Origin of the sequence: Pseudidiomarina sp., from assembly GCF_048268165.1 — a bacterium.
Classification (GTDB): domain Bacteria; phylum Pseudomonadota; class Gammaproteobacteria; order Enterobacterales; family Alteromonadaceae; genus Pseudidiomarina.
Genome location: NZ_JBLWWA010000001.1, coordinates 1,352,880 through 1,371,082 on the forward strand (window position 1 = coordinate 1,352,880; position 18,203 = coordinate 1,371,082).

The 18,203-nt window shown below is 48.4% G+C and carries 17 protein-coding genes; 4 read left to right on the top strand and 13 right to left on the bottom strand.

All coding sequences use genetic code 11. From position 1 onward, the window contains the following. Positions 1 to 1,044, bottom strand: coding sequence for a rod shape-determining protein (locus ACN0UY_RS06470; protein ID WP_128352190.1), 1,044 nt, complete (start codon positions 1,042 to 1,044; stop codon positions 1 to 3). 97 nt (positions 1,045 to 1,141) lie between these two features. Further along, positions 1,142 to 1,654 (bottom strand): type II secretion system protein, encoded by a 513-nt coding sequence (locus ACN0UY_RS06475; protein ID WP_417665861.1) that lies wholly within the window; start codon positions 1,652 to 1,654, stop codon positions 1,142 to 1,144. A gap of 124 nt (positions 1,655 to 1,778) precedes the next feature. Here ACN0UY_RS06475 and ACN0UY_RS06480 point away from each other — a divergent pair, with 124 nt between their 5' ends. From ACN0UY_RS06480 to ACN0UY_RS06495, 4 genes are read left to right on the top strand one after another with little or no spacing between them, the layout of a single operon-like run. Then, positions 1,779 to 2,342, top strand: coding sequence for a type IV pilus modification PilV family protein (locus ACN0UY_RS06480; protein WP_417665862.1), 564 nt, complete (start codon positions 1,779 to 1,781; stop codon positions 2,340 to 2,342). Continuing rightward, a complete protein-coding gene (locus ACN0UY_RS06485) occupies positions 2,342 to 3,178 on the top strand; it encodes a PilW family protein (RefSeq protein WP_417665863.1) in 837 nt (278 codons plus the stop codon). Before ACN0UY_RS06480 ends, ACN0UY_RS06485 begins: the two co-directional genes overlap by 1 nt. Continuing rightward, a complete protein-coding gene (locus ACN0UY_RS06490; RefSeq protein ID WP_417665864.1) occupies positions 3,168 to 3,635 on the top strand; it encodes a hypothetical protein in 468 nt (155 codons plus the stop codon). Before ACN0UY_RS06485 ends, ACN0UY_RS06490 begins: the two co-directional genes overlap by 11 nt. Beyond that, positions 3,622 to 7,569 carry a DUF6701 domain-containing protein gene (locus ACN0UY_RS06495; RefSeq protein WP_417665865.1) on the top strand — a complete coding sequence of 1,316 codons (3,948 nt, stop codon included), beginning with the start codon at positions 3,622 to 3,624 and terminating at the stop codon, positions 7,567 to 7,569. The genes ACN0UY_RS06490 and ACN0UY_RS06495 overlap by 14 nt, the downstream gene beginning before the upstream one ends. A 95-nt stretch (positions 7,570 to 7,664) precedes the next feature. Here ACN0UY_RS06495 and ACN0UY_RS06500 read toward each other — a convergent pair whose 3' ends face one another. The 11 genes from ACN0UY_RS06500 to ACN0UY_RS06550 form a co-directional block, all read right to left on the bottom strand. Continuing rightward, a complete protein-coding gene (locus ACN0UY_RS06500; RefSeq protein ID WP_417665866.1) occupies positions 7,665 to 8,186 on the bottom strand; it encodes a type II secretion system protein in 522 nt (173 codons plus the stop codon). Positions 8,187 to 8,233: 47 nt separating this feature from the next. After that, positions 8,234 to 8,830: a type II secretion system protein gene (locus ACN0UY_RS06505; RefSeq protein WP_417665867.1), complete on the bottom strand. Its 597-nt coding sequence runs from the start codon at positions 8,828 to 8,830 to the stop codon at positions 8,234 to 8,236. Between the two features lie 98 nt (positions 8,831 to 8,928). Next, on the bottom strand, positions 8,929 to 10,149 hold the full coding sequence (locus tag ACN0UY_RS06510) for a type II secretion system F family protein (RefSeq protein ID WP_417665868.1): 1,221 nt from the start codon (positions 10,147 to 10,149) through the stop codon (positions 8,929 to 8,931). After that, positions 10,142 to 11,899 carry a GspE/PulE family protein gene (locus ACN0UY_RS06515; RefSeq protein WP_417665869.1) on the bottom strand — a complete coding sequence of 586 codons (1,758 nt, stop codon included), beginning with the start codon at positions 11,897 to 11,899 and terminating at the stop codon, positions 10,142 to 10,144. Before ACN0UY_RS06515 ends, ACN0UY_RS06510 begins: the two co-directional genes overlap by 8 nt. Before the next feature lies 1 nt (position 11,900). After that, entirely contained in the window at positions 11,901 to 13,004 is a 1,104-nt protein-coding gene (locus tag ACN0UY_RS06520) for a tetratricopeptide repeat protein (protein ID WP_417665870.1), read from the bottom strand. Beyond that, on the bottom strand, positions 13,001 to 13,915 hold the full coding sequence (locus ACN0UY_RS06525; RefSeq protein ID WP_417665871.1) for an ExeA family protein: 915 nt from the start codon (positions 13,913 to 13,915) through the stop codon (positions 13,001 to 13,003). The genes ACN0UY_RS06520 and ACN0UY_RS06525 overlap by 4 nt, the downstream gene beginning before the upstream one ends. A 7-nt stretch (positions 13,916 to 13,922) precedes the next feature. Further along, on the bottom strand, positions 13,923 to 15,563 hold the full coding sequence (mshL, locus tag ACN0UY_RS06530) for a pilus (MSHA type) biogenesis protein MshL (RefSeq protein ID WP_417665872.1): 1,641 nt from the start codon (positions 15,561 to 15,563) through the stop codon (positions 13,923 to 13,925). Next, the gene (locus ACN0UY_RS06535; RefSeq protein WP_417665873.1) at positions 15,560 to 15,913 is read right to left on the bottom strand and encodes a hypothetical protein; all 354 of its coding nucleotides are present in this window, start codon (positions 15,911 to 15,913) and stop codon (positions 15,560 to 15,562) included. Before ACN0UY_RS06535 ends, mshL begins: the two co-directional genes overlap by 4 nt. Then, positions 15,900 to 16,544: a hypothetical protein gene (locus tag ACN0UY_RS06540; protein ID WP_417665874.1), complete on the bottom strand. Its 645-nt coding sequence runs from the start codon at positions 16,542 to 16,544 to the stop codon at positions 15,900 to 15,902. The genes ACN0UY_RS06535 and ACN0UY_RS06540 overlap by 14 nt, the downstream gene beginning before the upstream one ends. Then, positions 16,541 to 17,176: a PilN domain-containing protein gene (locus ACN0UY_RS06545; protein WP_417665875.1), complete on the bottom strand. Its 636-nt coding sequence runs from the start codon at positions 17,174 to 17,176 to the stop codon at positions 16,541 to 16,543. The genes ACN0UY_RS06540 and ACN0UY_RS06545 overlap by 4 nt, the downstream gene beginning before the upstream one ends. Beyond that, entirely contained in the window at positions 17,173 to 18,132 is a 960-nt protein-coding gene (locus tag ACN0UY_RS06550) for a hypothetical protein (protein WP_417665876.1), read from the bottom strand. The genes ACN0UY_RS06545 and ACN0UY_RS06550 overlap by 4 nt, the downstream gene beginning before the upstream one ends. Positions 18,133 to 18,203: the final 71 nt, after the last annotated feature.

The following is an 18,203-nucleotide window of genomic DNA, read 5'->3' on the forward strand; positions in this document are numbered from 1 at the left end:
TTACTCATAACTGAACAGGTCACCGCCGTGCATGTCGATCATTTCGAGTGCCTTACCACCGCCACGAGCAACACAAGTCAGCGGGTCATCAGCAACGATTACTGGAATTCCAGTTTCTTCCATCAATAAGCGATCAAGGTCACGTAATAATGCGCCACCACCTGTTAAGACCATACCGCGTTCAGAAATGTCAGACGCGAGTTCTGGTGGTGATTGCTCCAAGGCAACCATGACGGCACTCACAATCCCCATTAACGGTTCTTGTAATGCTTCTAAAATTTCGTTGCTGTTCAGGGTAAATGAACGCGGTACACCTTCAGCAAGGTTACGACCACGCACTTCAATTTCGCGCACTTCTTCACCTGGGAAGGCCGAGCCAATTTCGTGCTTAATTCGTTCAGCCGTGGCTTCACCGATTAATGAACCAAAGTTACGGCGTATATAATTAACAATGGCTTCATCAAATTTGTCGCCACCAATACGAACCGACGAAGAATACACCACACCATTTAATGAGATAATCGCGACTTCAGTGGTACCACCACCGATGTCCACTACCATAGAACCGGTTGGCTCGGATACAGGTAACCCTGCACCAATTGCGGCAGCCATTGGTTCGTCAATTAAATAGACTTCGCGGGCGCCAGCACCAAGCGCTGATTCGCGAATGGCGCGGCGTTCAACTTGCGTTGAACCACATGGCACACAAACTAAAACTCGCGGACTTGGACGAAAGTAATGGCTGTCATGCACTTTCTTAATAAAGTGCTGCAGCATTTTTTCAGTCACATAAAAGTCAGCAATCACGCCGTCTTTCATTGGCCGAATTGCTTTAATGTTACCCGGCGTACGACCCAACATTTGTTTCGCCGCGTGACCGACTGCCGCCACACTTTTGGGGCCGCCTGAGCGTTCTTGCCGAATCGCCACAACTGAAGGTTCGTTCAGCACGATACCTTCGTCTTTAACGTAAATAAGTGTGTTTGCTGTACCCAAGTCGATCGATAGATCGTTTGAGAAGATGCCGCGTAACTTCTTAAACATGAGGGGATGTTCCCTTACTCGTAATTTGGTGGACTGAATAACCGTGTAACTTTACCAAGCTGACACCGCGCGGGCAAGCGCGTTCTATCGGTTGTTTCTAGCTGCAACTGCCTACGCGAATATAACCTTGGCTTTGAATGCAAAGGTTACGGGCGTTGGGCCCTGCTATTTGTATTTCGACACTGCTTTGACCACAGTTTTCGGCGGCGGTTGCATGGTTCACAGATACTGGGCATCCAAGCGCGTTGAATCGCAGTTCAGACGTAGCACCTAGTATACTCGAAACAACGGTCAACGTGTTGTCACTCGGCAGATTGATTAAGCGTTGTGCATTCACGGGCTGACCGCAGTCATAGGGCGCAACCTGCGTACTGCTGAACGTAACACCGTAACAACGGCTGGTAACGTCCTGCATGGCCTGCTGTTGCTGTAGCCGCAACAAGCTTAGCAATTGCCTTTCGGTAACTACTTGATCAACACCGCCTGAACCAAAAATACGAGGCCCAGCCGTAACGGCCAAAATACCAACCAATACAATAACAATAATCAGCTCTACAAGCGTGAAGCCTTGCTGATTATTTACATTTTTGCAGGCGATAATATTCTGCATATTGGTCTGATTGCACTCACTTGCTATGACTGACTATATATATGCAGTGTAAACGAAAAAAGTGTAGTATACAGAACAATATATCAACAAATTATAAGAAAAGTAGAAGCCTCGGAGTTTGTCCATGCTGCGCGATTCGCCAAAGCAAAATGGCAGTACCGAAAATCAGCAAGGTTTTACGCTGATCGAAATTATAATCGGCATCGTCGTGCTGAGTATGTCTATTGTGCTACTAACGGTACTCGTGTTTCCGCAAGCGCAGCGCAGCGCTGAGCCACTTTTGCAAGTGCGTGCAGCGGCGCTTGGCCAGGCCCTTATTGATGAAATAAGTGGCAAGTCATTTGATGAGAATAGTGATCGGCAAGGTGGCGCAACGCGCTGTGGTGAGGTTGGAGCGGTGTCTTGCACCCTCCCAGCCAACCTGGGCCCTGACGGTGAGCCCCGCGAAGATTTTGATGACGTAGATGATTACCATCAATTAGAGATAACGTACCCAGCTTTAGAGGATGCTTTGGGTGACGACATTGCCGCACGCTATGTCGGCTTTAGCTTCGCCATCGACATTTGCTACAGTGATGATAGCGGCGTGTGTCAGGGCGCTGTCAGCTTATATAAGCGCATTCAGGTGTCGGTAACCACATCGTTCGGCCAAACCTTCACGTTTACATCGATACGAGGGAACTATTGATGGGACGTAATAGAGGTTTCACGCTGGTCGAACTGATTATTGTTATTGTTCTTTTAGCAATAACAGGGCTGTTCGTCTTTAATTATTTAGGCTTTGGCGCTCAGATATTTCGCGATACCGCGGAGCGTGATCAATTGGTTTCTCAATCTCGTTTTGCCGTTAACCGACTGGCCTCTGAGTTGCGTAATTCGGTACCTCGAAGTGTACGCGTTAGCATAACCGACAACCAACGGTGTGTGGAATTTATACCCATACTTGCCAGTAGCCAATACTTGGATATTCCACGCCCGGGCTCGACGGGCAATAACCCTTTTATTGCAATTGCACCCACCACAAGCCAATCGCTGGTCGGCGGCTATTTATTCGTTTATGCCACCAACAGCAGCTATATTTATGGGGGATCAAACCAGCGCAGAAAGGTGGTCACCAATATTAGCCCTGTCGCACCTGCACAAGACAATGTGGTTGAGATTGAATACAGCACTAATCCGTCGTTCTTTGGTGCTGAAAGCCCCGCTCGCCGTTATTACATCGGTGGTGAGCCGGTCAGTTGGTGCTACGATGATGTGCGCAATGCGCTGTTTCGCTACGCGGGCTACGGCCTCACCATAACCCAACCATCGTTGAATGCGCTGCAGGTAAGTGCTGCAACCAGTGCCGAGCTGATGGCTGAAAATTTATTCAATGATTTGGGGGCTAATGAATTTCCGTTTTATCAATTTGAGGCAACCTTGCAACGCAATAATTTAGTGCAAGTTGACTGGCGTTTTAGCCGAACCGCTGACCAAGAACCGCTACAACTGTTACATGAGGTGCATATACCGAATGTTCCCTAAACCACGAGTATCAAGCCCAAGACATCAACGCGGCGCAGCATTAGCCGTCGCGGTGTTCATTATCGTCGTCATGAGTTTAATCGGCACAGCCATGGTACGCATTTTGGGTGACTCCAGCAGCGCTACGGTCAGTGAAGTTTATGGTGCTCGCGCGCAAGCGGCAGCGCGTACTGGTGCAGAATTATTTTTGGTGGAGCTGTTTCCGCACGATGCACCGGTTAATAGCAGCTTATGCGCGGTTCGAACCGCTGCTCCGCCTGCTGTGGCGCGGGCGGAGCAAGTGTTTTCAATTAATGGGCTGACAAATTGCTCAACAACCGTTTACTGCGATAAAGCGGTGTTAAGTAACCCTTATTCCGGGGAGCACTTTCGTATCGTTGCTGAAGGAATTTGCGCAGTTGGGGATATGACCTATTCCAAGGAAATAATGCTGGAGGCAAGTGATGGGGTTTATTAAGACGACGCTTAGCTTGCTTCTTTTGTTAACTTCCGGTGCTGCGTTAGCGCAGACGTATACACTTTCTGGTGGCGGGAACAATTGGGACGTACCGCCCGGATGTACCGCCAAAAACAACACCAATGTCACCTGTAATGGGTTAGTGCTGCAAGCAGGTGATACCCTTATCACGGATGGCAAAACCATCATTGAGGTTACGGGTGATGTTAATCTAAACGGTGCTTCTATTTTGGTGGGCGCAAGCGGTGTTCCGTTAACCATTACTGCAAGCGGTAACATCACCACAGGTTTTCAATTCTCGGGGACCGTTAATTTTTCCGCAACCGGCAATATTTCTCTTGGCTATCAAAATTCCATTACCGGGAATTTGAATGCCGTGCAAATTACCACGGGTGGGCTAAGCCAAATTACCGGTAACTTAACCGCCACCCAAATCATCACCAGCTATCAGGATACAATTGATGGTTCGCTGAATGCATCGGATAGCATTGATATCAATGGTCAAAATAATATAACAGGTGCCATTACCGGAACCAATTCAATCGTATTGCGCGCTGATAATTCAACTTTTAGTGGCCCGATTACAAGTTCCGGTACTATTTCTATTGGTAGCGGCCATGTCATTAATGGCAACATTTCCGGTACCGACGTAACCACAGATTCGCCAGTAACCATAACTGGCAATGTCACGGCAACAGGAACGTTTACGTTAGCCAGTGGCAGCTCAATGGACGGTAACGTAAGCGCCGAGAATGTGCTCATTTTGGCATCAAACAGCAACATTCAAGGCACAGTTAACGCAACTCAAGACATCATCATTGGCAACGGCTCAGGGATAACCGGTAACGCCAGCGCTGACTTCATTCAATTAGAAGCCAGCAATGCATACATTACCGGTAATGCGACCGCCACTACGGAAATTCAAATTGATTGGCAGGGCACCATTAGTGGCGATGTTTCGGCCCCGACTGTTGAAAACAATGGCGGCAATGTGGGCGGTACAACATTTTGTGACGCGGGTGCTGGCTCAACACCACCAAACTGCGACCCCAGCACCCCACCTCCACCTGATAGCTGTTCATTATTTAACGATCTTGCCGATTTCGGAGTTGTCGGTGGAAACGGCTTTAATGCCGGCGGTGGTTCACAAATTAACAATAACGACATCGTCGATGAAACGGGTACCGGCGGTAATACACCAACTCCAGAAGGCAGCATCGATACCGTTGATCTTGAGTTTCCGCCATTAGAACCCGCAACATTTCCGGTGTTTACCGGTTCTGGAACTCAGCAAAACGCGACCAACCTAGCCCCCGGAACTTACGGAACTATCCATACCCAGGGTGCCAACGCTACTTCTTCAACTGCGGGGGGGGGCACTTACTACATTGAACAAATTACTTTTTCGACCAACTCAAACGCACTGAATTTGGGTCCGGGAGATTACTTCATTAAAAGCATGGACTTAGGCAATAATACATCAATAAATATTGTTCCTGCTGGCCCGGTGCGGTTGTTTATTCGTGATGGTGTATTTGGTGGCAATGATATCTCATTTAACAGTACAGGAAATGTTGGCAACCTAGTTATTTACCTCTATGAAGGTGCTGACTTTGTTATTGGTAACTACTGCAATAGTGGCAATAATTGCCCGGAGTTTACCTTTAATGGCCTTATTTATAGCCCATATCAAACCACTGATATCAATTTTGGTAATAATACAAACTTCCAAGGTGGTGCGTTAACAGCCGGAACTATCACTTTAGGTAGTAATACGAACATTTCGTACACACCCGCAGTACAAAGTGAAGTAAACGACGCCGCAGGCTGCACTCCAGAGCCTGCTGCCGTAGACCATTTTCGTATTTTACATCCAGTGCGGCAAGTCAGCTGCCTAGCCGCCACGGTAGAAGTTATAGCCTGTGCCAACAATGACTGCACCGAAACTTATGATGACGCTGTAGCGTTCACTGCAACGGCGAGTGGTACCGGAAGTACATGGCAAGGTGGCGCCGTGGTGAGTGCCACTGCCGAAAGTTCAAACTGGGAGTTTTTGAACGGAACGGGCAACGCTAGCCTACGTAATGTGAGTGGAGGGTTTACCGCTATTAGCTTAACGAATGCGGTGCCCGCAGCGACCGAACCTGTGCAGTGTTATGACCCGTCGGGGGTGACACCAACATCATGTGCGGTTGAGTTTGTCTCTGCGGGTTTGATTATTACGGCAGCTGACGGCATCAGTAATGTACCGAGCGACTTTGCTGGCAATGATTTCACCCTGGCGTTACGGGCCGTGGAAACGAATACCACCACGGGCGCCTGTATTGCTCGTATTGAAGGCAATCAGTCTGTCAATTTTGGCTTGGAATGCACCAACCCACTGACGTGTCAGGCCGGTCAGAACTTCTCGCTCAATAGCACGTCCATTCCGTTAAATAATAACGGCACTGCCATAACCACTAGCTCGATTTCCGTGAGCTTCGACAATACCGGAACAGCGCTGTTGACAGCAAATTATACCGACGTCGGCCAATTGCGCTTACACGCAGAACTCGATTTAGCCGAAGATGCCGGCAACGGTGACCCTGACGTCACGTTAACCGGAACCAGTATAAATGATTTTATCGTGCGTCCGCATACATTAGTGACAGCCGCACTTGATGACTTAGAAAATATCTGGGTAGCAACGACCGACACGGGAGCAGGTTTTACGGCAGCTGGTGAGCCGTTTACACTCATAGTTCAGTCGCTCAATGCTGCTGGTAACCCCACTCCTAATTTTGGCCAGGAAGCCATCTCAGCGAATGTACTCGCAGAGTTTGACTCGATGGCCTATCCAATTCCGGCTGACCCGTCGAGCAATGCAAGTAAACTCACGATAACCAATCCGTTCACTATAGACCCAACCTACACTGGTGCTAAGCGAACGACTGGTGCCGTTTGGCGTGAAGCTGGCACGGTTAATTTACGCGCACGACTAGGTGCCGATAGTTATTTAGGCGCCGGCGATGCATTCAATCGACTCGCCAGCCCTATCGGGCGATTTTATCCTGACCGCTTTGTACTAAGTTCATCGAGTGTTAGCAATAGTTGCCCTACAGGCAATTTTAGTTACATGGGGCAGCCGACAATTGGCGTTGCGTATACCATTGATGCAGTGAATACTGCGGGCGTCTTAACACGCAATTACAACAGTGCCAATTACGTAGGAACTGCAGCGTTTGAACTTGTGGCCGCACACACCACGCCGCAAGACACTGTGGGCGATGAGTTTTCAACCCGCTTAGTCGCGCCAATAACGAGCACATGGGTGGCTGGACAATACACGGTCCCCATCACGCCATCAGTGCAGTTTAACCGCCGCCTTGATGAGGCCGCTGATGGTCCCTATCCGAATTTGCGCCTGGGCCTACGCGTGCTAAATGAACAAGATAATAGAGCCTTTGCAAGCGCTTCTTTAGTCACTCAATCCGGCAATGCCACCGCATTGAACGGCTCTTTAGATTTACGTTACGGTAGAATGGTTCTTGAAAATACTTTTGGCCCTGAAGACGAACCTTTACCCGTTGTTATGCGCAGTGAATATTTTGACGGCCAACGGTTCACTCTTCATGGCGATGACTCTTGTACAGCAACCACATCGACTGCACTGAATATTATCGACAATCCAAATGCCTTAGCAACAAGTGCTGCAGGTATCGATAGCGATTTGTTGCTGGGTGAATTGCAACTTGGGAATCTTCTGTGGTCTGCGCCAACACCGCCCAATAATACGGGTGAGTTTCTATTTGAATATCAAACGGACAGCTGGTTGGAGTACCCTTGGTTGGACGAAGACGGCGACGGACATCGATTTCCTCGTGCGACTGCCGGCTTTGGCCAGTATCGCGGTAATGATCGAGTGATTTTCTGGATGGAGCGGGTTGGGAATTGATGGGTGTTCGTTATTCGTTATTCGTTGTTCGTTGTTAAACAAAAGGCAATAAAAAAGCGCCCGAAGGCGCTTTTTTTTATTTCTCTCAACACGAATTAACAACCTGTTGTAACAATAGTAATTGTTGGGCGTGCGCCATCTGTAACAACATCGGTGTATTCAACGTAGCACTCAGTAATTGTAGTATGATTAGCCGCGTCGAAGGTAGCTGTTGGTGTGGTACCTGCTGGTGCAAAACGAACCACGTTTGCAGTTACCCCAATGTCTGCGTTGTCGGTATACGCGATATCCCAATCAGCAACCTCGATATTCAATGCTGATGTGATACCAGAAGCAGTTGCTGCCGGATAGCCATAAACAACGTCGATAGAGTCAACAACAACGTAGCCAGGCGTTGCCGCGCCATCATCTGCATCACCTTCAACGCCTGCAATGGCAGCTTTGCCATATACTAGATCAGATGCACCATTCATTGATGCTTTTAAACCGCTCAGCGTCGACTCGCGGGCGTCACTTGAGAAATTGAAGAACTGTGGTGCGGCAGTAACGGCTAAGATGCCGAGTACCACGATAACGATGATCAGTTCGATCAGTGTAAAACCTTTTTGTGCTTTCATAACGCATTCCCTTTTAAATAAAGTAGGAGTATTCCCAAAAGTATCTATTAATTATTGCTAAAAATACTTACCCCACCGGTACGTGGGTTGTAAACAAACACGTTACCGACGGATAGATAGTCGGTGCCACTTGGCGCAGACGCCAAGTTTTTAATGGTATTTGCTAAGTAGTATACGCAAATATCATTGGTTCCGTTACTTTCGCGGGTTACGTAGTAACGGTTTTCACCCAACAGTGTAAAACTGGTGGTGGCGGTTGGTGCACCTTGCAAAATTGCTTGCATCATAGTGCGGCAATCTTCGCCGGTAATATTTAAGTCATGAGCATTGAGGTTGTCGTCACCGCTGACGGGGTAACCGGTGCTGCCATCAACATTCACGGTGATGCCGTCCATAATAACTACAGCGCCAGCACCATCAACGTTGCCTTGCGGGCGTCCGCGCAGTTCCCATTCGGCACGCACAAGGCCTACCGCACTGGCAAAACCACCGGCAACACCTTCTAGGGCTGCGTCTTCTGCATCAGCTGTCACACTGGTAAAGCGCGGCAAAGCTGAGGCTGCTAACAGACCAAGAATGACAACTACAATAATCAATTCAATCAGGGTAAAGCCAGATTGGTTAGTTGTTGTTTTAGTTTGCACTGCTTGCACCCCTTATTCCCCGTGTGTTTATTATCATTTTTATCGAGAAACCACGCAAAGATTAATGGTTATTCAATAATGTAGTTTATTTGTTGATTTTAACGGCCGCGATAAGCGTCCATCATCTCCCACATCGGTAAAAATACACCGAGTGCCATAACAGTTATTATAATCGCAACAAATACTAACATGATTGGTTCAATTCGTGCCGTCAAGCTCTTCAAATCATAGTCCACTTCACGCTCATAGTAGCCTGCAACTTCAAACAACATTTCATCGACTCGGCCAGTTTCTTCGCCAACAGCTATCATTTGTAATACCAAAGGCGTAAATAGCTCGCTACTCCGGGCCGTACGCGTCAGGCTCTCGCCCCGCTCAATATTCCGTCGCATGTCATTAATACGTTTACTCATCCACGAGTTATCAACTGCTTCGGCAACTAAACCTAAACCTTGTGTCAGTGGTACACCGGACTGCAACATAACCGCAAAGGTGCGGGCGAAACGTGCCAGTAACGAGCGCATAATAATGTCGCCAACCACGGGCATATGGGTTTTCCAATGATCCCACTTCAATTTTCCTGCGGCGGTTTTTACATAATTTATGGCGGCGCCAATGGCCGCCACAGTAACCACTAACATGGCTGGCCACCAATTCACAAAGAAGTTTGATGTGGCCAAAATAATTCGGGTTGGCAACGGCAGATCCACATTAAAATTGGCAAACATTTGTGCGAAAGGCGGAATCACCCATATGTTAATGATGACAACCGCGGCAACCAGCGCCATCATAATAAATGTTGGATAACGCATGGCGGCTTTGATTGCTTTGCGAGTTTCTTGTTCTTTTTCTAAATATTCGGAAAGCTGTAAAAAAGCGCCTTCAAGTTCACCTGTGTTTTCGCCAACGTGAACTATCGCCACTAACAGTCGCGGAAAAACGCGCTGATGCGATGCCATGGCACTAGAAAGTGGACGCCCACGTTCTAACTGCTCAACAAGGTCTTTTAATATTTTGCCAAACCGGCGGTTACTGGTATTTTCAGCCAAGCCATCGATAGCTCGCAGCAGCGGGATACCTGCTTTAGTCAATGCGTACATTTGGCGCGTAAACACAATCAAATCAGAACTGCTAATACGCGGTTCAAACAATCTTCGTTTCGGCGTTGTCTCTGCAGCTATGCTATCAGGCTGTATCGCAAGAGGTGTTACGCCGCGACGCAACAACGTTTCTGCGGCAGAGCCCTCGCTGGCTGCTTCTACGGTGCCCTGAACAATAGCTCCACCATTGTCACGACCGCGATACTTGAAGTTAGCCATCTAGCCCCTCCACCGTCGGCGGTGTTATCCGCAATTCTTTCTCTTCAACTGTTTCGGCCAGGAATAACACCTCATCAAGTGATGTTACACCCTGACGCGCATATTCGAGCGCGACACTTGCGAGCGGTTTAAAACCTTCTGACTGACGGGCAGCTTGGGCGAATTCACGCATATTACTGTCACGTAACGCATCAATCATGGCTTCGTTCATTTCCAGTAATTCAAACACACCAATTCGGCCTTTGTAGCCAGTGTGATTGCAACTACGGCAGCCCTTGCCGCGCACAAAACCCGAACCATCGGCTGGAATACTTGCGTCCATACGCCGCAACAAAGTTAACTCTGCAGGCTCAGGGCTATCGGCAACTTTACAATTTTCACAAACGCGTCGAATCAAGCGTTGCGCTAACACACCACGCAACGCTGCACCAACCAAATACGGCGCTGCGCCCATGTCGATAAGTCGCAGGGCACTGGTAATGGAGTCATTGGTGTGTAATGTCGTTAACACTAAGTGACCGGTAATTGCGCCACGAAGACCTATTTCTACGGTTTCGTGATCACGCATCTCACCCACCATGATCACATCAGGATCTTGGCGTAACGCTGTACGCAACACATTAGAAAAGCTTAAGCCGATTTTACTACTGACTTGCACCTGAGATATTCGCGGCAATCGATATTCAACAGGGTCTTCAACGGTAATTATTTTTTTCTCGGCTTGATTCAGCTCACTGAGTGCGCCGTACAAAGTCGTGGTTTTACCCGAGCCGGTTGGCCCAGTCACAATCAACATACCATAGGGACGATGAATCAACCGCCGAACGCGCTGCAATATGTGGTCGGGCATGCCGGTTTGCTCAAGATGCAACAGCCCAGCGGATTGATCAAGTAAACGCATAACGCACGATTCGCCGAACTGAACCGGCATGGTCGAAACCCGCACATCAATACTGTGATCGCGCACTTTTATGTTGAATCGACCGTCTTGCGGCAACCTTTTTTCTGAAATATCGAGCCCAGCCATCAGCTTCAAACGCAACAACAATGCATTAGCGATATTGGTTTCGGTCAATACGTTTTCTTGTAATACGCCATCAACGCGCATCCGAATACGTAATGCACGATCATCGGGCTCGATATGAATATCTGATGCGCGTACTTGAACTGCGTCGGCAAATATTGATTGCAATAGTTTGGCAACGGTTGCTTCGTCGTCGTCATCATCCAACGACAATGCGCCCAGATCAAATTCGGCACCGTCTTGGGTTTCTGTCTGTAGCTCTTTTGCGAACTGGGCGATGTCTTTGGTGCGGCGGTATAAATTGTCAAACGCCTCCAGCAAGTCAGCGTCTGGAACTACCGCAAGTTTTAGGTCACGTGGTTGAATATATTGAGATATCGCATCAACAGCGGCTAAATCTGCTGGGTCACTCATGCCGACCAATGCTGTTTTATCATCGGCTTCAATCACGATGGCGCGATGCCGACGCGCCTGCACTTCGGGAATTAAATTGACAACTTGCTCGGATATTTTTCGATCGCCGAGCTCAATCAGCGGAATGTTAAGCTGGCGAGCTAAGAACTCGAGCAGATCGTGTTCTGCAATAAAGCCTAAATCAATGAGTGTGACACCTAACTTACGGCCATTTTGCTTTTGATCAGCCAGTGCTAGCTGTAATTGGTTTTCACTAATCATGCCATCTTGAACGAGTAAGTCACCAAGACGCATTTTTAAGCGTGGGCGCATGTTAGTAGCCCTCCAATACATTTAAGCGCTGTTCAATATAAGCGCGCGCATCATTGCCGAGTTCAGGGTATTGCAAGGCTTGCCGATAACAACGTACGGCAGCATCAATATTGTCGCCGTCTTCATAAGCAACTGCTGCCGCTAGCCACCAACGCTGCTCGCCATATTCAGCAGCGAGCGCCGTATAGTCCGCAGCAGCTTCGCTGAAATAGCCCAACTGGGTGGCAGCAGCAGCTCGCAATTTTAACAATTCCTGCACTTCGGCGGCGTTCGAATCAATTGTGATTAATGCCGTATAAGCTTGTTCAACACGCCCAATACGTTCCAGCATGCGCGCGTATAATAGTTGCCACTCACTTTGCTGGGGCTTCATATCCAGCCCCTGCTGCAATAATGTCAGCGCTCGTGATGCCATGCCGCGGCCGTACCAATAAGCAGCTAATTCCGACCGGACAATGACATGATCGGGTTTTACCATCAGTGCTTTTTCCAGCAATTCTTGGCCACGTGATTGTTCACCCTTTGCCAAGGCTTCGCGCGCTTTCGCTAAATTCGCTTCAGCCAGTTCAGTCGGTGACAACTGAACACGGGTGACTGCAAACGAACTTTCTTTTTCTACGGGTTCAGGCTTGGGTTTAGGTTTCGCAACCGCTACTGGTTCTTGTTTTTCTGGCTGTTGTTGTGCTGGCTGTTGTTGTGCTGGCTCGGCCTCGGCGGCTTGCTCTTGAATTTGCTCAAGCGCGCGAACATCCACAATCGCCTGGGCTTGCTTTGGGGTTTCATCCGCCGGCTTCACTGGCTCTTTGTTTACAGGCTGTGGCTCAGGTTTTGACTCAGACTTAGGTAATGTTGCGATTGAAGTCGGCTGGTTTGGCATTGATTGCACGTCAACAATTTGCTCGCCCTCGTTTGGCGTCGCTTTGTCGGAGTACATCCACCATAAATTTAAGGTCCCAACAATCACCGCCGCACTGATAACTACAATCGCGACTATCCATAGCCAATGAATGGGTTGAGGCGCAACGGCAGCTGGTGTGTAGGTTTGATTCTTGATCTGCTGCTGCCGCTCGTCGAGGTCACGTAGCATGCGGTTAATCACACTCACGACCAAGCCTCCACGAGCCAATTTTGGCTATAACCATAAGCTGCAAGGCTAGCTAGTATAATTCCAGCCGCGAGCCACCACGGCCATCTAGATTTCGGTAAGGTTGCATCTTCGGTGTCATCAACAGCCATGCGAACATGCTTCGCTGTTACTGGATAAACACCTTCGCCGTAGCACAGCAACAATGTTTTATGGCACAACACATTTGCCAACCGTGGAATACCTCGGCTCGCTTGGTGCAGCATGGTAACAACCCTGCCGTTAAAAATAGGCGCGCCTTTATAGCCCGCTATATGCAGTCGGTGCGAAATATACCGTGCCAGTTCATGAACGGTCATGGCCTGCAAGTAGTAGCTAAATGAAATGCGCTGACGTAATTGCCGGTGTTCCCGGGCAGCTAAACGTTCATTCAGTTCAGGTTGTCCAAACAACACAATATGCAATAGCTTACGACTTTCCGTCTCTAGGTTAGAAATCAGTCGTAAAGCCTCAAGAGAGTCACTCGGTAGCGCTTGCGCTTCGTCCAGTACAATCACCACGGTGCGTTTTTCACCGTTAATTTCCAACAACCTTTGTTGTATCGCTTGCGTAACTAACTGCTGGCTGCTGGCATCGCTGATATCAACTTGTAATTCGCGTGCAACTTGCGCACGGAGTTCTTCAGGAGTTAAAAATGGATTGGGTATGTAAGCGGTCACATACTCGTCAGGAAGTTCGTTTAAAAGCTTTCGGCATAACAGCGTTTTACCTGTGCCCACTTCACCAACAACTTTGATGAAGCCTTCACCTGTTTCAAGCGCTGTTAACAGAACTTCTAATGCCGCGCGATGCCCCTCTAAGTCACAATAGAAACTGGTATTCGGGGTTAGCGTAAATGGCAGTTCTGTTAAGCCGTAATGCTTTTGATACATAGCGGCCTCAGTTCCCGTACCATTGCTTCAAAATCTCACTTGAACGGTCGAGTTCGTCTTGCCATGTTTCTGCACCGATAACGGTTGGGCGAATTAATATGATGAGCTCTTTTTTCTGCTCCGTACGGCGCTTGTTCTTAAACAGGTTGCCAAGTACCGGAATATCACCGAGTAGTGGTGCCTTCGATTCACTGTCGCTATATGAGGTTTGCATCAGACCACCAAGTACGACGATTTCGCCGTTACGCGCTTTAACGATGGTGTCGCTTTCACGGATATTACTTTGCGCCAGCGGCAACACAAAGGTGTCATTATTCAGCTTCACCACTTTTTCTTGTTCGGTGGTTTCAACTACTGACGGGTGAACATGCAAAATCACGTCACCGTTTTCACTAATCTGCGGGGTAATATCTAATGAAATACCTGAGAAAAATGGCGTCAGTTCAATATTCGGTGTCGACGTTGTTGCGGTGCCCGTAACTGTCGTGGTTGATACATTAGTAACAAAATATTCATCTTCACCAATTTTAATCACCGCTTTCTGGTTGTTTGCTGCACTAACACGCGGGTTCGATAACACCTGCACATTACCTTGGCTTTGCAGCAAGTTTAACGCACCAGTAAAGTCGCCCACGTTCAGGGTCATACCAAATACACCGCCAACGCTACCGGCAGATACGCCAGAACCGCTCATGCTGATTGAACCTACGGAGTTCCCTGCTGTGAATAGATCGTTCCAATTGATGCCTTGTTGGTAATCATCATTGAGCGCAACTTCGACAATGCGGGCCTCTAAGATAACCTGACGTTGCAATCGGCGTTGAGCTGACTCCAAAAACTCGCGTGCAGCCCTTAACTCTGCCGGCAACGCAGTAACGGTTACTAAGCCCGCTTGCGGTGCTACCACCACACGCCGACCTTCACCAGTACCAACAATCCCTTCTAGGATAGCTTTTAAGTCGCTCCATAAATCAGTTTCAGACGAGCTACTAATGGAAGAACCATTCGTTTGCATGCCATTCATGTTTTGCGAAGCTGGGTTGTTATTTACACCGCCCTGATTACCCAAGAGATTATTATTGTTATTGCCACCGTACTGGCTGTTGCTGTTACGATCGCTATCTTTAACACCGCCAGAACTGACGCTGGTTTGAGACAACCCCATGCGGCGTAAAGCTAAGTAATCCAAGGCTATGGTTTCACTGCGAAGGCCAGCTGGAAATACCCGAATCATGTTGCGTTCTTTACGTACGTCGTAGCCATAAATGTCGCCAATAACGTCAAGTGTTTCAGTTAGCGTCACATCTTTAAGGTTCACAGTAATTGTGCCAGAAACATTAGGGTGCACAACGATGTTATAGGGTGAATCTGTGGTCAAGCCTGCAAAAAAGTCAGCTGCAGGTACGTCGTTTGCGGCAATCGAAAAGCGGGGTTCTGCCAATAGTTGCGCACTGGCATTGCGCAGTGTAGCACTATTGTTTACTAAGCTTTCACGCACCGAGTCGGGCAACGGCGGGCGTTCGGAATTCGCGCGTACATTGCCGCGCTCTTGCAGCGCTTGCTGCGCCTCAATCGGCTTCCGCTCTGGATGATGCGCGCAAGCAGCAAGTACAATTAATGCCACTGCAACGCTACCCGCTCTTATCATAAACCGCTCCTCGCTGCCGGACTGACACGCTGTTTTGCGAAGCCAAAAAGGCGCAAAGTTATTAACTGATTGGTTCGTTGGTCGCGCAAGGTCACCTGACTCATTTCGATTGTTTCAACCGTATAACTATTCAATTTATCACCTGGGTAAAGCCGTTCACCATTGATCAATGCTGAGCGCTCCGTACCTATCCATTGTATTGATTGTAATTTTAAGCGTTGCGTCGAGCTTTCCCCTGCTTCACTGCGTTCAATCACGCGTGGCGGAGCAGTTGGATCACTTAAAGCCTGGGCATACGAGAGCATAGGTACCATCAGAATAAGTAGCGCCGTGCAATTAACTCGCCACATAATCACGCTCCAAGCTAATGGTATATATTTCAATTGTTGCTTCAGCTTCTGGCGCCTGCAGAACTTTATAATCCAGACGCTGCCAATAAAACGACCAATCTAATTGTTCAAGTTGCTGCAAATAGTTCGCAAGCGCAAAATAATTCCCGGTAACCACCAATTGTAATCGATGACGGTAAATTGCAGCGTCGGCAGTCTCGGTGTCCTGGTAGACTTGTTCCGCAGGTAACGCTTGCGCCGCAACAACTTTTATTCCGCGAGCTTGGTTCAACAGAGCCTTCAATAACGCGCGGTTATCCGCAGCACTGACATAATTTGCTTCTTGATTCAGTTGTTGGTTCACTTGCACCAAACGTTGCTGCAACTGTTCCAATCGACTTCTTTGCGCCGCCTGAGGATCACCGGCTAAGCGTGTATTAATTGCGGCAACTTCCTGCTCGATTTGTTCAATTAACACGTGTTGACGCTGCTGTTGTGTCCGCTCAGTTTGAATGACTTCAAGCGCTGGGCGCACGCCAAACCAAAAACCTAAATACGCGATTAGAAATAACGCAACCACAAACCAAATGCGGCGGCGTTTTACATCAACCTGCTCAAATTTATTTTTCCACTGCAGCCATTGTTCTTTCATTGCGCTGCTCCTGCGCCACGACTTGGCTGGCTGCTCATTAAGCTGCTGTGTTGCAAACTGCCCACGGTGAAATCTAATACGCCTGATGAAGCATTATCGCGCAGTTCAAACACACCAAATTGACGACCACTTAATGATGGATAGTTCGAAAAGCTCGCAAGCCACGACGGCAGTGCACTTGCATTCGCGGTTTTGCCCTGCAAAGTAAGTTCACTGTTTGCTACAAGAATACGTTGTAGCCAAATTGCTTCAACGTCGGCTTGAGCGAGTTCATTGAGTAACGTTGCAAAACTAACCTGCCCACTTTGGGTAATCTGCTGCATTTGCTGCAGCAATCGTTGGCGTTGGCCCAGCTGTAACTCTGTTTGCTCAATGCGTTGCTCAACATCTGGATTATTCATTGCCGCGCGCAACTGTTGTTGTTTCGCTGCGAGTTGCTGCTGGGCTTGGCTTAATGAATGAGCCGCCCGCTGCGTATTAATTTGCTGCTGACTTGCCCATAAGTGCATACTGATGCCCAGCACCACGGCAACAACCAGCAGTGCCGCGGTCGCGCCCATAACACGGTTAAACGTAAGTTTTTCTCGACTTGGCTGAAGCTCACTTAAATACAGGTTCGCTAAATGCTTCATGCGGCGACCTGCTTTGCGTTTCGTAAGCGCTGCGCCAACATCACACCACCAAGCACTGGGAAATCAGAAAAGTCGCCCACGGCTAGCTCTCGGGCCCATTCAGGGTATTCAACCCAACGCGACTCGAGCCCTAGGTCTTGATTCAGCTGTTTGGCGATGCTTTGACGATGCTTGGAACCAACAGCGATAATAAGCTCGCGAATAGGGCGTTGTCGTAACTGGCGTTCAAAATAGTCGGCCGAGCGCTGAACTTCGACACTCAGTGGCGATGCTCCGCCAAGGTCGATTTCATCGGCGCCTAACAGCGAGAGCTGCTCAAGACTTCGAACCACACGGTTCACCTGCAGCTTGCCTTGCGCATAAACCTGCAATAATGCTGGCTCTAGATCATGTTGGTAAGCCACTACCGCTGGCTCGTTTTGGTCAGTGAATAACTGTGCGATAGCTTGTTCTTCAGAGAAAATGCCAAGAATATTTTCGGTAACCTGGTGAATCTCATTTAACACCGGTTTCAACACCTTGCGGTCTGCCACAATCGCATTAATCTTGTCCTGTCCTGCCAGTTGCACAGGTGCATCATAATAATCCGCAACAATATCGGTTGGCGGCAACGACACTAAATCGCGCAAGTTATAGCGCAATGCCTGAGTAATTTCTTCGACTGGAAGGTTTGGTCGTTCTAACTGCACGCTCTGATATACCGATGGTCCCAAAATAACTACTGCCATTGGGCTACCTTTGGTATAGCGCGAATACCTATTGGACAACTCGCGAATTGCGGCTGCAAAGTCACTATTAATCACTTCGATATGATCAGAAACAATTAAGGCAGGAGCATGTTCAGGGTCATTGTCGCCAAATTCAGCGATTGCCAGCGACACGTATCCCGATGCCAACGCGTACGTAAGCACTAGGCGATTGTTGTGTTTAGCGCGCCACAAGCGAATCAAAGTCATTTCCCTTTATAAATTATACTTTTATTATAGTTATTATTTTATCCCTCAAGCCGTTATAAGACCACTACTTG

Bases quoted from the DNA above. Each gene is read 5' to 3' on its own strand.
- ACN0UY_RS06470 (WP_128352190.1), bottom strand. From the start codon at position 1,044: ATGTTTAAGAAGTTACGCGGCATCTTCTCAAACGATCTATCGATCGAC.
- ACN0UY_RS06475 (WP_417665861.1), bottom strand. From the start codon at position 1,654: ATGCAGAATATTATCGCCTGCAAAAATGTAAATAATCAGCAAGGCTTC.
- ACN0UY_RS06480 (WP_417665862.1), top strand. From the start codon at position 1,779: ATGCTGCGCGATTCGCCAAAGCAAAATGGCAGTACCGAAAATCAGCAA.
- ACN0UY_RS06485 (WP_417665863.1), top strand. From the start codon at position 2,342: ATGGGACGTAATAGAGGTTTCACGCTGGTCGAACTGATTATTGTTATT.
- ACN0UY_RS06490 (WP_417665864.1), top strand. From the start codon at position 3,168: ATGTTCCCTAAACCACGAGTATCAAGCCCAAGACATCAACGCGGCGCA.
- ACN0UY_RS06495 (WP_417665865.1), top strand. From the start codon at position 3,622: ATGGGGTTTATTAAGACGACGCTTAGCTTGCTTCTTTTGTTAACTTCC.
- ACN0UY_RS06500 (WP_417665866.1), bottom strand. From the start codon at position 8,186: ATGAAAGCACAAAAAGGTTTTACACTGATCGAACTGATCATCGTTATC.
- ACN0UY_RS06510 (WP_417665868.1), bottom strand. From the start codon at position 10,149: ATGGCTAACTTCAAGTATCGCGGTCGTGACAATGGTGGAGCTATTGTT.
- ACN0UY_RS06515 (WP_417665869.1), bottom strand. From the start codon at position 11,899: ATGCGCCCACGCTTAAAAATGCGTCTTGGTGACTTACTCGTTCAAGAT.
- ACN0UY_RS06525 (WP_417665871.1), bottom strand. From the start codon at position 13,915: ATGTATCAAAAGCATTACGGCTTAACAGAACTGCCATTTACGCTAACC.
- mshL (WP_417665872.1), bottom strand. From the start codon at position 15,563: ATGATAAGAGCGGGTAGCGTTGCAGTGGCATTAATTGTACTTGCTGCT.
- ACN0UY_RS06535 (WP_417665873.1), bottom strand. From the start codon at position 15,913: ATGTGGCGAGTTAATTGCACGGCGCTACTTATTCTGATGGTACCTATG.
- ACN0UY_RS06540 (WP_417665874.1), bottom strand. From the start codon at position 16,544: ATGAAAGAACAATGGCTGCAGTGGAAAAATAAATTTGAGCAGGTTGAT.
- ACN0UY_RS06545 (WP_417665875.1), bottom strand. From the start codon at position 17,176: ATGAAGCATTTAGCGAACCTGTATTTAAGTGAGCTTCAGCCAAGTCGA.
- ACN0UY_RS06550 (WP_417665876.1), bottom strand. From the start codon at position 18,132: ATGACTTTGATTCGCTTGTGGCGCGCTAAACACAACAATCGCCTAGTG.